Below are 14,568 nucleotides of genomic sequence, written 5' to 3' on the forward strand. Positions count from 1 at the left end.
GGCGTTAGATGAGCTCGTCGCAAAACAGCACGAACGGCACCGCACAGATCGGCGTCACGGGCCTGGCGGTGATGGGTTCCAACCTGGCCCGCAACTTCGCCCGCCACGGCTACACCGTCGCGCTGCACAACCGGTCGGTGGCCAAGACCGACGCGCTGCTCGATCAACACGGGTCGGACGGCGATTTCGTGCGCAGCGAGACCATCGAGGAGTTCCTGGCCGCCCTGGAGAAGCCGCGCCGGGTGATCATCATGGTCAAGGCCGGTGACCCCACCGACGCCGTCATCAACGAACTGGCCGACGCCATGGAGCCCGGCGACATCATCATCGACGGCGGCAACGCGCTCTACACCGACACCATCCGCCGCGAGAAGGCCATCCGGGAGCGCGGGCTGCACTTCGTGGGCGCCGGCATCTCCGGCGGCGAGGAAGGCGCGCTCAACGGGCCCTCGATCATGCCCGGTGGTCCCGCCGAGTCCTACGTCTCGCTGGGCCCGCTGCTCGAGGAGATCTCCGCCCACGTCGACGGTGTGCCGTGCTGCACCCATATCGGCCCCGACGGCGCCGGCCACTTCGTCAAGATGGTGCACAACGGCATCGAGTACTCCGACATGCAGCTGATCGGCGAGGCCTACCAGTTGCTGCGCGACGGACTGGGCCTGGCCGCCCCGCAGATCGCGGATATCTTCGCCGACTGGAACTCCGGCGACCTGGACAGCTACCTCATCGAGATCACCGCCGAGGTGCTGCGCCAGATCGACGCCAAGACCGGGAAGCCACTCGTCGACGTGATCGTCGACGAGGCCGAACAGAAGGGCACCGGCCGCTGGACGGTCAAGTCCGCGCTCGACCTGGGCGTGCCCGTCACCGGGATCGCCGAGGCGGTGTTCGCCCGCGCCCTGTCCGGTTCGGTTCCCCAGCGTCGGGCCACCACCGGTCTGGCATCCGGTCAACTGGGCGAACAGCCCACCGACGCAGCACAATTCACCGAGGACGTGCAGCGGGCGCTGTATGCCTCGAAGATCGTCGCCTACGCGCAGGGCTTCAACCAGATCCAGGCCGGCTCGGCCGAATACAACTGGGACATCACCCCGGGCGACCTGGCCACCATCTGGCGCGGCGGCTGCATCATCCGGGCCAAGTTCCTCAATCGGATCAAGGACGCGTTCGACGAGAACCCCGACCTGCCGACGCTGATCGCCGCACCGTACTTCCGCAGCGCGGTCGAGTCGGCGATCGACAGCTGGCGCCGCGTCGTGGTCACCGCCACCGAGTTGGGTATCCCGATCCCCGGCTTCGCCTCGGCGCTGTCGTACTACGACGCGCTGCGCACCGAGCGGCTGCCCGCGGCGCTCACCCAGGGGCTGCGCGACTTCTTCGGCGCGCACACCTACGGGCGCACCGACGCCGACCCGGCGGCCCGCTTCCACACCCTCTGGAGCGGGGACCGCAGCGAAATCCAGGCCTAGGCTAATTAGGCTGAGGTCGTGCGATTCCTCGACGGCCACCGGCCTCCGTACGACCTGACCTACGACGACGTCTTCATCGTCCCCAACTCCTCGGACGTCACCTCCCGGTTCGACGTGGACCTGTCCACCGCCGACGGCACCGGAACCACCATCCCGGTGGTGGTGGCGAACATGAACGCGGTGGCCGGGCGGCGCATGGCCGAGACGGTGGCCCGCCGCGGCGGCATCGTGGTGCTGCCACAGGACCTGCCGATCGAGGCCGTCGAGCAGACCGTCGACTTCGTCAAGAGCCGCGATCTGATCGCCGACACCCCGGTCACCCTCGGACCCGAGGATTCGGTGTCCGACGCCGTCGCCCTGATCCACAAGCGTGCGCACGGGGCGGCGGTCGTGGTCGCCGACGGCCGCCCGATCGGGCTGGTCACCGAGGCCGGCACCGCCGGCGTGGACCGCTTCGCCCGGGTACGCGACGTGGCGATCACCGATTTCGTCACCGCCCCGGTGCACACCGACCCCAAGGCCGTGTTCGCCCTGCTCGAGCACGCCCCGGTCGACGTGGCCGTGCTTACCGAGGCCGACGGAACGCTGGCCGGAGTGCTGTCGCGCATCGGCGCCGTCCGGGCCGGGATCTACACCCCCGCCGTCGACGCCTCGGGCCGGTTGCGCATCGCCGCGGCGGTGGGCATCAACGGCGACGTGGCGGCCAAGGCCAAGGCGCTGGCCGAGGCGGGAGTCGACGTGCTCGTCGTCGACACCGCCCACGGCCACCAGATCAAGATGCTCGACGCCATCAAGGCGGTGTCTGCCCTGGACCTCGGCATCCCCCTGGCCGCAGGCAACGTCGTCTCCGCCGAGGGCGCCCGCGACCTGATCACCGCCGGCGCCTCCATCGTCAAGGTCGGAGTCGGCCCCGGCGCCATGTGCACCACCCGGATGATGACCGGTGTCGGACGGCCGCAATTCTCGGCTGTGGTCGAATGTTCAACGGCGGCAAGGGAACTCGGCGGCCACGTCTGGGCTGATGGTGGCGTGCGTCATCCGCGCGACGTCGCACTGGCACTGGCCGCCGGAGCCTCCAACGTGATGATCGGCTCGTGGTTCGCCGGCACCTACGAGTCCCCCGGCGACCTGATGTACGACCGCGACAACCGTCCCTACAAGGAGAGCTACGGAATGGCCTCCAAGCGGGCGGTCGCCGCGCGCACCAGTGCCGACAGCGCGTTCGACCGGGCCCGCAAGGCCCTGTTCGAGGAAGGCATCTCTACCTCCCGGATGGAACTGGATCCCGACCGCGGCGGCGTGGAGGATCTGCTGGACCACATCACCTCCGGGGTGCGCAGCACCTGCACCTACGTCGGTGCCTCCACCATCGCCGAACTGCACGAACGGGTGGTCCTGGGAGTCCAGTCGGCGGCCGGGTTCGCCGAGGGACACCCGCTGCCCACCGGCTGGTGAGACCGTCCGGTGCGCCGCAGCCGCTAACATAGGGCTCTGTTTCACACCCAACGTGTCACACCCAACGAGGAAAGGGATCGTCAGTGCCGCAGGCACCCGTCGAGGCCCCCGCTGAGCGGGCTGCCCGGGCCGAGCAGGCACCGGACGAGGCCGAGGCCGAACCCTCCCCTAGTCAGCCGGGCGTACGGCCCGGCGGCCAGTCGGTGATGACCAAATGAGCGTGGTCTACACCCTGTTGAGCCTGTTGGCGATCGTTGTTCTGACCGCGGGCACCGCGATGTTCGTCGCCGCGGAGTTCTCCTTGACCGCGCTCGAGCGCAGCACCGTCGACTCCAACGCCCGGACCGGGGGCCGGCGCGACAAGATGGTCCAGCGGGCCCACCGGACGTTGTCGTTCCAGCTCTCGGGCGCACAGGTCGGTATTTCGATCACCACGCTGGTCACCGGTTATCTGGCCGAACCCGTCCTGGCCCGGCTCATCGACCCCGTCCTGCAGGCCGTGGGCATCCCGGCCGGTGTGCGTTCGGGCATCTCGCTGGTGCTGGCGATCCTGATCGCCACCTCGGTGTCGATGGTGTTCGGCGAGCTGGTGCCCAAGAACCTGGCGGTGGCACACCCATTGCCGACGGCCAGGGCCACCGCGGGCTTCCAGCTGTTGTTCTCCACCTTGATGACCCCGGTGATCAAGGCGACCAACGGCACAGCCAACTGGATCGTGCGACGGCTCGGCATCGAACCGGCCGAGGAACTGCGCTCGGCGCGCTCGCCGGAGGAACTCGGCTCCTTGGTGCGCAACTCGGCCGAACGCGGCGCGCTGGACGAGGCCACCGCCGCCCTGGTCAACCGGTCGCTGCAGTTCGGTTCGCGCATCGCTGAGGAGTTCATGACGCCGCGCACCGAGATCGAGGTGTTGCAGGCCGACGACACCATCGCCGACCTGGTGGCGGCCGCCGCCGACACCGGGTTCTCCCGCTTCCCCGTCGTCGACGGCGACCTCGACGAGACCATCGGCATCGTGCACGTCAAGCAGGTGTTCGGGGTCCCGGCCGACCAGCGGGGCACCACCCTTCTCAAGGCGCTCGCCGTCCCGGTGCCGACCGTGCCGTCCACCCTCGACGGCGATGCCCTGATGAGCCAGGTGCGCGCCAACGGCCTGCAGACCGCGTTGGTGGTCGACGAATACGGCGGCACCGCGGGAATGGTGACGGTCGAGGACCTGATCGAGGAGATCGTCGGCGACGTCCGGGACGAGCACGACGACGCCACGCCCGACGTGCAAAAGACCCCGCTGGGCTGGCAGGTATCCGGCCTGCTGCGCATCGACGAGGTCGACGAGGCCACCGGATTCCGTGCGCCCGAGGGCGAGTACGAGACGATCGGCGGTCTGGTGCTCGAAAAGCTCGGGCACATACCCGAACTCGGCGAGTCCGTCGACCTGTCCGCCTTCGACCCCGACGGTCCCTACGACGACCCGGTGCACTGGCGGGCCACCGTGGTCGCGATGGACGGCCGGCGCATCGACCAGCTGGCGCTGATCGAACTGGGCCGCGGTCACGACGCGGAGCAGGAGGACAGCTGATGGGCAGTGACATCTTCGGCGTGCTGCTGACCGTGGCACTGCTGGCGGCCAACGCCTTCTTCGTGGGTTCGGAGTTCGCTCTGATCTCGGCTCGGCGCGACCGCCTGGAATCGCTCGCCGAACAGGGCAAGAAGCGCGCGGTGACGGTGCTGCGGGCCGGTGAGCAGCTGTCCCTGATGCTCGCCGGAGCGCAACTGGGCATCACGGTGTGCTCGATCCTGCTCGGCCGGGTCGGTGAGCCCGCCGTGGCGCACCTGCTGGAGACACCGTTCGACCTGTTCGGGGTGCCCGACGCCGTCCTGCACACGGTGTCGTTCCTGGTGGCCCTGGCCATCGTGGTGACGCTGCACGTGCTGCTCGGTGAGATGGTGCCCAAGAACATCGCGATCGCCGGACCGGAGCGCACCGCCATGCTGGTGGTGCCGTTCTACCTGGCCTACGTGCGGATCGCCCGGCCGTTCATCGCGTTCTACAACTGGGCGGCCAACGCCACGCTGCACCTGTTCGGCGTCGAGGCCAAGGACGAACTCGACGTCACGGTCTCCTCCGTGGAACTCGCCGAGATGATCGCCGAGTCCAGTTCCGTCGGGCTGCTCGATCCCGAGGAGCACCTGCGGCTGACCCGGGCCCTGCAGATCCGCAACCGGGTCGTCAACGACATCGCGGTGCCGCTGGGACAGATCCGGGGGGTACCGGTGGCCGCGGCGGGCCAGGGTCCGACGGTGGCTGCCGTCACCGAGGCGCTGACCGACACCGGGTACTCACGCTTCCCGGTGGTCGGCGTGGACGGCAGCCTGATCGGCTACCTGCACATCAAGGATGTGCTGTCGGCGATCGACGACCCGAACACCGTGCTCGACGCGTCCGTGGTGCGCCCGCTGCCGCAGTTGCCGGCGGATATGCCCCTGCCCGACGCGTTGGCCAAGCTCAGACGTGACAACAGCCACCTGGCCGTGGTGATCGGTCCGGACGGACGGGTGTGCGCGATGGCGGCGCTGGAGGACCTCGTGGAGGATCTCGTCGGCACCGTGCGCGACGGAACCCATCGTGCGTGAGGTCGTCCTCGACGAAGACGAGTGGCTGCCGAAGGCGGCAGAACACCGGGCCGCCGTCGAGTCGCTGACCGCCGAGCACCGGCGCCGCGCCCAACGTGGTGAAGCTCACCCAGTCTGGGATTTCCTGTTCACCTACTACAGCCTGCGTCCACGCCAGCTGCGGCAGTGGCACCCCGGCTACGGGACCGCGCTGGCCGGCTCCCCAGCCGGCCGGTACCTCGACAAGGCGGGCTACGTGTCGACGCCGGCCGGGGTGACCGTGGGCGCCGATTACCTGCGGGCGCGGCTGGACACCGTCGGCTTCATCGCCGGACTGCTGCGCGCCACCGCTGATCGGGCACCGCAGTACACCTGCTTCGGCATGCACGAATGGGCCATGGTCTACCGGACAGACGACGTCCGGCACGGCGCGGTGCCGCTGCGGCTGGGCAGGGCGGGTACCGACGCCGTGGTCGAGTCGATGCCGTTGCGCTGCAGCCACTTCGACGCGTTTCGCTTCTTCACCCCGGCGGCGGTACCGCGCAATCAGGTGACCCCGACCAGGGCCGCGCAGAGCGACTGGGAGCAGCCGGGCTGCCTGCACGCCAACATGGACCTCTACAAGTGGAGCTACAAACTCGGGCCACTGGCCGATTCCGGTCTGCTGCTGGAGTGTCTGCGGCTGGCCGCCGAAGCCCGGGAGCTCGACATGCGCGCCAGTCCGTATGACCTGGCGGACTTCGGTTTCGAGCCGATCGCCGTCGAGGACCCGGCCGGGCGGGCGGAATACGTACGGTGCCAGAGCGTTGTCGCCCAGCGCGCCGCACCGCTGCGGGCAGCTCTGCTGTCGCGCTGTGAGCAGCTGTTGGAGGCTGCCGCGGCGCAGGAGAGCACGTTACCGGCGGGTAAGCTGAATGGATTGTCGTGAGGGAGGTCTGATGACAGAACGGGTGTCCGTCGGCAACCTGCGTGTGGCGCAGGTGCTGTACGACTTCATCACCAACGAGGCGCTGCCCGGCACCGAGATCGACGCCGACAGCTTCTGGGCGGGCGTCGACAAGGTCGTCACCGACCTGACGCCGAAGAACCAGGACCTCCTCGCCCGCCGCGATGACCTGCAGGCCCAGATCGACAAGTGGCACCGGCAGCGCATCATCGGCGGTATCGACGCCGGCGAGTACCAACAGTTCCTCTCCGACATCGGCTACCTGCTGCCCGAGCCCGACGACTTCTCCATCACCACGTCGAACGTCGACGACGAGATCACCACCACCGCGGGTCCGCAGCTGGTGGTCCCGATCCTCAACGCGCGCTTCGCGCTCAACGCCGCCAACGCCCGCTGGGGATCGCTCTACGACGCGCTCTACGGCACCGACGTCATCAGCTCCGAGGGTGGCGCCGAGCCCGGCAGCGGCTACAACAAGATCCGCGGCGACAAGGTGATCGCCTACGCCCGGAACTTTCTCGACAAGGCCGTGCCGCTGGCCAGTGGATCGTGGAACGACGCCACCGGCCTGTCCGTCGTCGAAGGCGTCCTCGAGATCGCGCAGGGCGATCAGGTCACCGGCCTGGCCAGCCCGGAGCAGTTCCTGGGCTACACCGGCACGCTCGGCTCCCCCGACTGGTCGGTGCTGCTGGTCAACAACGGCCTGCATCTCGAGATCCTCGTCAACCCCGAGTCCCCGGTCGGGTCGACCGACAAGGCCGGCATCTCCGACGTCGTGCTCGAGTCCGCGATCACCACGATCATGGATTTCGAAGACTCCGTGGCCGCGGTCGACGCCGAGGACAAGGTGCTCGGCTACCGCAACTGGCTCGGCCTGAACAAGGGTGACCTCGCCGAAGAAGTCAGCAAGGGCGGCAAGACCTTCACCCGGGTGCTCAACGGTGATCGCACCTACACCGCGGCTCGGCCTTATGTCGCCGACGGATCGGCTCCGGAAGGCTCCGAGTTCTCGCTGCCGGGGCGCAGCCTGCTGTTCGTCCGCAACGTCGGGCACCTGATGACCAATGACGCCATCACCGACGCCGACGGCAATGAGGTCTTCGAGGGCATCCAGGACGCCCTGTTCACCACGCTGATCGCCACGCACGGGCTCAGCGGGCAGAACAGCCGCACCGGGTCGATCTACATCGTCAAGCCCAAGATGCACGGTCCCGACGAGGTCGCCTTCACCTGCGAGCTGTTCAGCCGCGTCGAAGATGTTCTGGGCCTGCCGCAAAACACCATCAAGGTCGGCATCATGGACGAGGAGCGCCGTACCTCGGCGAACCTCAAGGCCTGCGTCAAGGCCGCCGCGGACCGGGTGGCGTTCATCAACACCGGCTTCCTGGACCGCACCGGCGACGAGATCCACACCTCGATGGAAGCCGGCCCGATGATCCGCAAGGGCGCGATGAAGACCCAGCCGTGGATCCTGGCCTACGAAGACCAGAACGTCGACGTCGGTCTGGCCACCGGGTTCTCCGGCAAGGCCCAGATCGGCAAGGGCATGTGGGCCATGACCGACCTGATGGCCGCCATGGTCGAGCAGAAGATCGGCCAGCCGCGCGCCGGCGCCACGACCGCCTGGGTGCCGTCGCCCACCGCGGCCACCCTGCACGCCATGCACTACCACCTCGTCGACGTCTACGCGGTGCACAAGGAGCTGGCCGGCAAGCCCCGGACCACCAGGGATCAGCTGCTGACCCTCCCGCTGGCCGCCGAGCTGGCCTGGTCGCCGGAGGAGATCCACGAAGAGGTCGACAACAACTGCCAGTCCATCCTGGGCTACGTGGTGCGCTGGATCGACGCCGGCGTGGGCTGCTCGAAGGTGCCCGACATCCACGACGTCGCGCTGATGGAGGACCGCGCCACGCTGCGGATCTCCAGTCAGCTGCTGGCGAACTGGCTGCGGCATGGCGTCATCACCGAAGACGACGTGAAGGCGAGCCTGCGCCGGATGGCGGCGGTGGTCGACGAGCAGAACGCCTCCGACCCCGAATTCCGCCCGATGGCGCCCGACCCGGAGGGAAGTATCGCCTTCCAGGCCGCCCAGGAGCTGATCCTGGCGGGTGCAGCTCAGCCCAGCGGCTACACCGAGCCGATCCTGCATCGGCGCCGGCGCGAGTTCAAGGCCAGCCTCGGGGGCTGACCAGGCCGGGTCACCATCGTCCGGTGGTGAACTGTTGATCGCTAGACTCGTGCGGGATCTGGCGGCACACACCCCGCGAACCGTTCGACGAAAGAGGATCACTCACCGCCATGGGCAGGCACAGCAAACCCGGTCCCGGAGAATCCTTCGGCGAACCGACTGAGCCCGCCGACTCGGCAGACTCACCCACCAGCCGGTTCTCCCGGCCGTCGGGGCGCGATCTGTCCGACTACGTCAGCGGCGGCGACGAACCCGACAACCGGGCACACGACGAGGCCGACGCCGGCTACGACGACGAGCCCGGGTACCGCGACGACTACGACGCTCCGGCCCCGTCGTCCTACGGCGCCGAGCCGCCACCTGTGCCCCCGTCCGACGGCGGTCGCCGGCGAGGCGGCTGGGAGGGCGGTCACCGCAGTGAAGCCGGCCGCCGGGGTGTCAGTCTCGGCGTCATCGCGGCGCTGGTCACCGTGGTGGTGGTGGTCGCAGCGGTCATCGGATGGCGGTTCTTCGGCGGTGTGCTGTCCCATCGGTCCACCGAGGCAGCCCAGCAGTGCCTGGCCGGAACGTCCAACGTCGCGGTCGTTGCCGACCCGTCGATCGCCGACAACGTCACCAAGTTCGCCGAGAGCTACAACGCCAGCGCGACACCGGTGGGTGATCGCTGCATCAAAGTCGTTGTCACCAAGGCGGATTCCGATGCAGTGGTCAACGGCTTCGTCAGTCAGTGGCCTGCCGATCTCGGTGAGCGTCCCGCGTTGTGGATTCCGGCGAGTTCGGTGTCGGCGGCGCGGTTGCAGGCCACCGCCGGCAAGGAGTCGGTGAGCGACGCCCGCTCCCTGGTCACCTCACCGGTGATGCTGGCCGTGCGGCCGGCGCTGAAAACCGCCTTGGATCAACAGGGTTGGGGTGCGCTGCCGGGATTGCAGAGCAACCCGACCTCGCTGGAATCACTCGATCTGCCCGGGTGGGGATCGCTGCGGCTGGCACTGCCGACCGCCGGGGACAACGACGCGACCTATCTGGTCGCCGAGGCCGTCGCCGCGGCGGCCGCTCCCCCCGGGGGGCCGGCGACCGCCGGGCTCGGCTCGGTCAACACCTTGATCGGCGGAGCGCCCAAACTGTCCGACAACACCGCCGACGAGGCCTGGAAGGCATTGCTGGCGTCCGGCGACGCCGCGGCCGCACCGGTGCACGCGGTGGCCACCACCGAACAGCAACTGTTCGCGCGGTCGTCGTCGATCGCCGCAGCCAAGGACAACATCGCCGGTTTCCTGCCGCCGGGTCCGGTCGCGCTGGCCGACTACCCGACCGTGCTGCTGGCCGGAACGTGGCTGTCCGAAGAACAGGTGAGCGCGGCCAGCGAGTTCGCCCGCTTCATGCGCAAACCCGAACAGCTCGCCGAACTGGCCAAGGCCGGCTTCCGTGCCGAAGGCACGACCCCGCAGGGCAACGACGTCGTCGACTTCGGTCAGCTCGGGGCGCCGCTGGCAGTCGGCGACGACTCGGTGCGGGCCACGCTGGCCGCGGCGCTGTCGGCACCGGCGACCGGATCGGCCACCACGATCATGCTCGACCAGGCGATGGCCGGCGACGAGGGCGGCAAGTCCCGGTTGGCCAACGTGGTGGCCGCACTGGACGGCCGCATCGGTGCGCTTCCGCCCAACGCGGCGGTGGGCCTGTGGACGTTCAACGGTGTGGAGGGCCGCTCGTCGGTGAGCATCGGCCCGCTGTCGGATCAGCTTGACGGACGGGCCCGTTCGGCGGTGCTGACCGATACCCTCAATGGGCTGTCGCCGTCGGGTGGTGGCGCGGTGTCCTTCACCACGCTGCGGCTGGTGTACGGCGATGCGGTGACGAATTTCCGCCAGGGCCAGACGAATTCGGTTCTGGTGATCACCCAGGGTCCGCACAGCGACCAGTCGCTGGACGGTCCGGGCCTGCAGGACTACGTCAAGTCGGCCACCGACCCGGCTCGGCCGGTTGCCATCAACGTCATCGATATCGGCGACGACTCGGATCGCTCGACGTGGGAGGCGGTCGCCCAGATCTCCGGCGGCTCGTACCAGAACGTCGCGACGTCGGACTCGCCCGACCTGATCGCGGCCGTCAGCCAGCAACTGTCCTAATTCAGGGCCAGCAGCCGGCGCGCGCCGGCGGTGAACTCGTCGGGAACTTCCAGCTGCGGGTAGTGGCCGATGCCGGGCAGTTCGATCACCTCGGCGGCCGGTCGCAGTTCGGTCAACCCGGCCAGTACCTCGGTGGTGGCCACCGGATCGCCGGTGGCCCACAGGAAGCTCAGCGGCTTGGGCCAGTCCCGAACCGCGCCATGCCAGCGGGGCGCGAAGCGGACCCGCTCATCGAGATAGGCGCACAGCAGGTGCAGGATGCGTTGCCCGTCCTCGCAGGCCAGCAGCGCCCACTGCGCCTGCGCCTCCTCGGCAGACAACGGGTGCGCCGCACTGAACAGACGGGCGAAGCCCCGCATGAAGCCGCGTTCATTGGTCAGCCGGGCGAACAGCGGACCCAGCGGGCCGCGCAGGATCTTCTGGCTCGGGCGCAGGCTGGCCCGCTCGAGGATCACGCTGCCGTTGGTGAGCACCGCCCGCTGCAAGTCGAACGGCAACGCACCGGACAGGTCGCGGGCGAGCAGTTCGGTAGCCACCGAGGTGCCCATGTCATGGGCCAGCAGCACCACCGGACCGACGCCGGCGTCACCCACCACCTCGCAGACGACGTCAGCCTGCTCCAGCAGGCTGTAGCGGTGCGGGCGCGGCTTGTCCGACAGCCCGAACCCGAGGAAGTCCAGGGTCAGCCAGGGCTGGTCGCCGAGCCGGTCCACTACCCCGCGGAAGTCGTACGAGCTGGATGGAAAGCCATGCAGCAGAAGCAGAGTGGGGCTTCCCTCGGCAGCTGAGACGGTTGACGAGCGGACGAAGACAGAGCCGGCGCTCGTCGAGACGAGCCGGCCCCCGTCTTGCCACTGGCGAACACTGGCAGGCAGCACGGTCAGGACGTTATCAGGCGAAGGCCTCCACCGGCGGGCAGGAGCACACCAGGTTGCGGTCGCCGTAGGCGCCGTCGATCCGGCGCACCGGCGGCCACACCTTGGGCCGGTAGGCCTTGCCCAGCGGGTAGGCCGCCTGCTCGCGGGTGTACGGATGGGTCCACTCGTCGACGAGCAGGCATGCGGCGGTGTGCGGCGCATTGTGCAGCGGGTTGTCCTCCGCCGGCCACTCCCCCGAACCCACCTTGTCGATCTCGGCGCGAATGGCGATCATCGCCTCACAGAACGCGTCGACCTCGGCCAGGCTCTCGCTCTCGGTCGGCTCCACCATCAGCGTGCCGGCCACCGGGAAACTCATCGTCGGCGCGTGGAAGCCGAAGTCCGCCAGCCGCTTTGCCACATCGTCGACGGTCACCCCGGTGGCCTTGGTGATGCCGCGCAGATCGAGGATGCACTCGTGCGCCACCATGCCGTTCTCGCCGGTGTAGAGCACCGGGTAGTACTCGTCGAGCCGGCGGGCGATGTAGTTGGCCGATGCGATCGCCGTCAGTGACGCCGCGCGCAGGCCGACACCGCCCATCATCCGAATGTAGGCCCAGGTGATCGGCAGGATCGAGGCCGAGCCGTACGGTGCGGCCGACACGACGTGGCCGTGCGGCAGTTCCTCGGCCAGCGGGTGGCCGGGCAGATACTGGGCCAGGTGCGCGCGCACCGCCACCGGGCCGACGCCCGGTCCGCCGCCGCCGTGCGGAATGCAGAACGTCTTGTGCAGGTTCAGATGGCTCACGTCGCCGCCGAACTTGCCCGGACGCGCCAAGCCCACCAGCGCGTTGAGGTTCGCACCGTCGACGTAGACCTGCCCGCCGGCATCGTGCACCGCGGCGCAGATGTCGGCGATCTCGTGTTCGTAGACACCGTGGGTGGACGGGTAGGTGATCATCAGCGCCGCCAGCTTGTCGGCGTGCTCGGCGATCTTGGCCCGCAGATCGTCGGTGTCGACGTCGCCGTTGTCGCGGCAGGCCACCACGACAACCCGCATTCCCACCATCGCCGCCGACGCCGCGTTGGTGCCGTGCGCACTCGACGGGATCAGGCACACGTCGCGGTGGGAATCCCCATTCCCGACGTGGTAGTCGCGGATGGCCAGCAGGCCCGCGTACTCGCCCTGCGATCCGGCATTGGGCTGCAACGAGATTGCGTCGTATCCGGTGACGCCGGTCAGCCAGCTCTCCAGGTCGGCGATCAGCTTGCGCAGGCCCGGGGTGTCACCGGCGGGTGCGAACGGGTGCTGGCGGCCGAACTCCGGCCAGGTGATGGACTCCATCTCCGCGGCGGCGTTGAGCTTCATGGTGCACGAGCCCAGCGGAATCATGCTGCGGTCCAGGGCGATGTCCTTGTCGGCCAGGCTGCGCAGGTACCGCATCATCTCGGTCTCGGTGCGGTATTTGGTGAACGCCGGATGAGTCAGGAATTCGCTTGTCCGCGAATCGATCTGCGGACCCGAGTAATCGCCGGCCAGGCCTGCTCCGAATGCTTCGAGCACCAGCGCGATCTGCTCGGCCGTGGCCGCCTCGTCGCAGCTGACCGACACGTGGTCGGCGTCCACCCGCCAGATGTTGATGCCACGGCCCTTGGCCTCGGCCTGCACGGCGGCAGCACGGTTGGGCACCTGCACCAGCACGGTGTCGAAGAACGTGTCGTAGACGACCTCGACACCGGCCGCGCTCAGGCCTGCCGCCAGCGAGCGGGCGTGGCCGTGTACCCGGCGGGCGATCCCGGTCAGCCCGGCCGCACCGTGGTAGCTGGCGTACATCGCGGCCATGATCGCCAGCAGCACCTGGGCGGTACAGATGTTGGAGGTGGCCTTGTCGCGGCGGATGTGCTGTTCGCGGGTCTGCAGCGAGAGCCGATAGGCAGGCGACCCGTCGGCGTCCACCGACACACCGACCAGCCGGCCCGGCAACTGACGGGCATGCTTGCCGTGGACGGCCAGATAGCCGGCGTGCGGGCCGCCGAATCCCATTGGCACACCGAATCGTTGGGCGCTGCCGAACGCGATGTCGGCGCCGATTTCACCGGGCGGGGCGATCAGCGTCAGCGCCAGCAGGTCGGCACCCAACGCGATCAGTGCACCCCGTTCGTGCGCCTGCTCGACGAGCTTGGACCAGTCCGTCACCCGGCCACTGGCGCCGGGCAGCTGGGCGAGGACGCCGAAGAACTCCCCTTCGGGCAGACCGCCCCGCAGATCCGCGGTCACGATCTCGATGCCCAGCGGCTCGGCGCGCGTGGCCAGGATGGCGGCGGTCTGTGTGAACAGGTCGGCGTCGACGGCCAGCCGGTTCGACGATCCCCGCGACGCGCGGTGCATCAACGTCATCGCCTCGGCGGCCGCGGTGCCCTCATCGAGCATCGAGGCGTTGGCGACCTCCAGCCCGGTCAGGTCGGCGATCATGGTCTGGAAGTTCAGCAACGCCTCCAGCCGGCCCTGGCTGATCTCGGGCTGATACGGCGTGTAGGCGGTGTACCAGGCCGGGTTCTCCAGGATGTTGCGCAGCAGCACCGGCGGGGTCAGCGTGTCGTAGTAGCCCTGACCGATCATCGACACGGCGATGGTGTTGGTGTCGGCCATCGCCCGCAGCTCGGCCAGCGCCTCGTGTTCACCGGCCGCCGGGGGCAGCCGGTCCAGGCCCGGGGCGGTGCCGTCGGACCCGAGCGCGTCGAGGATGTTGGCGGGCAGCGCCTTGGCGGCGAGTTCGTCGAGGGATGCCACGCCGATGACCTCGAGCATGGTGGCCACCTCGTCGGAATCCGGTCCGATGTGGCGGTCGGCGAAAGTGGGCTGGGTGTGGTCGGACACGTGGGGCACTCCTGACTCGGGCGGACGCAGCCG

The 14,568-nt window shown here is 69.0% G+C and carries 10 protein-coding genes; 8 read left to right on the plus strand and 2 right to left on the minus strand.

The features are described from left to right. Positions 1-8 precede the first annotated feature (8 nt). From gndA to OG976_RS01125, 8 genes are all read left to right on the plus strand, one after another. The gene (gene gndA / locus OG976_RS01090) at positions 9-1,469 is read left to right on the plus strand and encodes an NADP-dependent phosphogluconate dehydrogenase (RefSeq protein WP_328356727.1); all 1,461 of its coding nucleotides are present in this window, start codon (positions 9-11) and stop codon (positions 1,467-1,469) included. An 18-nt stretch (positions 1,470-1,487) separates the two neighbouring features. Beyond that, entirely contained in the window at positions 1,488-2,924 is a 1,437-nt protein-coding gene (locus OG976_RS01095) for a GuaB1 family IMP dehydrogenase-related protein (RefSeq protein ID WP_328356730.1), read from the plus strand. Positions 2,925-3,007: 83 nt separating this feature from the next. Beyond that, on the plus strand, positions 3,008-3,142 hold the full coding sequence (locus OG976_RS01100) for a hypothetical protein (protein ID WP_328356733.1): 135 nt from the start codon (positions 3,008-3,010) through the stop codon (positions 3,140-3,142). After that, positions 3,139-4,503 carry a hemolysin family protein gene (locus OG976_RS01105; RefSeq protein ID WP_328356735.1) on the plus strand — a complete coding sequence of 455 codons (1,365 nt, stop codon included), beginning with the start codon at positions 3,139-3,141 and terminating at the stop codon, positions 4,501-4,503. Before OG976_RS01100 ends, OG976_RS01105 begins: the two co-directional genes overlap by 4 nt. After that, entirely contained in the window at positions 4,503-5,558 is a 1,056-nt protein-coding gene (locus tag OG976_RS01110; RefSeq protein ID WP_328356738.1) for a hemolysin family protein, read from the plus strand. The genes OG976_RS01105 and OG976_RS01110 overlap by 1 nt, the downstream gene beginning before the upstream one ends. Next, complete coding sequence (locus tag OG976_RS01115) at positions 5,551-6,465, plus strand: 3-methyladenine DNA glycosylase (RefSeq protein WP_328356741.1); 915 nt, start codon at positions 5,551-5,553, stop codon at positions 6,463-6,465. The genes OG976_RS01110 and OG976_RS01115 overlap by 8 nt, the downstream gene beginning before the upstream one ends. A gap of 10 nt (positions 6,466-6,475) precedes the next feature. After that, positions 6,476-8,671 (plus strand): malate synthase G, encoded by a 2,196-nt coding sequence (locus tag OG976_RS01120; RefSeq protein ID WP_328356744.1) that lies wholly within the window; start codon positions 6,476-6,478, stop codon positions 8,669-8,671. Between the two features lie 110 nt (positions 8,672-8,781). After that, entirely contained in the window at positions 8,782-10,800 is a 2,019-nt protein-coding gene (locus OG976_RS01125; RefSeq protein ID WP_328356747.1) for a substrate-binding domain-containing protein, read from the plus strand. Here the strand turns inward: OG976_RS01125 and OG976_RS01130 are convergent. Further along, complete coding sequence (locus OG976_RS01130; protein WP_328356750.1) at positions 10,797-11,678, minus strand: alpha/beta fold hydrolase; 882 nt, start codon at positions 11,676-11,678, stop codon at positions 10,797-10,799. The genes OG976_RS01125 and OG976_RS01130 overlap by 4 nt on opposite strands. Positions 11,679-11,691: 13 nt before the next feature. Next, the gene (gene gcvP / locus OG976_RS01135; protein ID WP_328356753.1) at positions 11,692-14,535 is read right to left on the minus strand and encodes an aminomethyl-transferring glycine dehydrogenase; all 2,844 of its coding nucleotides are present in this window, start codon (positions 14,533-14,535) and stop codon (positions 11,692-11,694) included. Between the last annotated feature and the right edge of the window lie 33 nt (positions 14,536-14,568).

The sequence above is a fragment of the Mycobacterium sp. NBC_00419 genome, from assembly GCF_036023875.1.
In the GTDB taxonomy this organism is placed as follows: domain Bacteria; phylum Actinomycetota; class Actinomycetes; order Mycobacteriales; family Mycobacteriaceae; genus Mycobacterium.

What these genes read in the sequence shown, in the direction of transcription:
- OG976_RS01105 (WP_328356735.1), top strand. Translation starts at nt 3,139, where the DNA reads ATGAGCGTGGTCTACACCCTGTTGAGCCTGTTGGCGATCGTTGTTCTG.
- gndA (WP_328356727.1), top strand. Translation starts at nt 9, where the DNA reads ATGAGCTCGTCGCAAAACAGCACGAACGGCACCGCACAGATCGGCGTC.
- OG976_RS01110 (WP_328356738.1), top strand. Translation starts at nt 4,503, where the DNA reads ATGGGCAGTGACATCTTCGGCGTGCTGCTGACCGTGGCACTGCTGGCG.
- OG976_RS01120 (WP_328356744.1), top strand. Translation starts at nt 6,476, where the DNA reads ATGACAGAACGGGTGTCCGTCGGCAACCTGCGTGTGGCGCAGGTGCTG.
- OG976_RS01125 (WP_328356747.1), top strand. Translation starts at nt 8,782, where the DNA reads ATGGGCAGGCACAGCAAACCCGGTCCCGGAGAATCCTTCGGCGAACCG.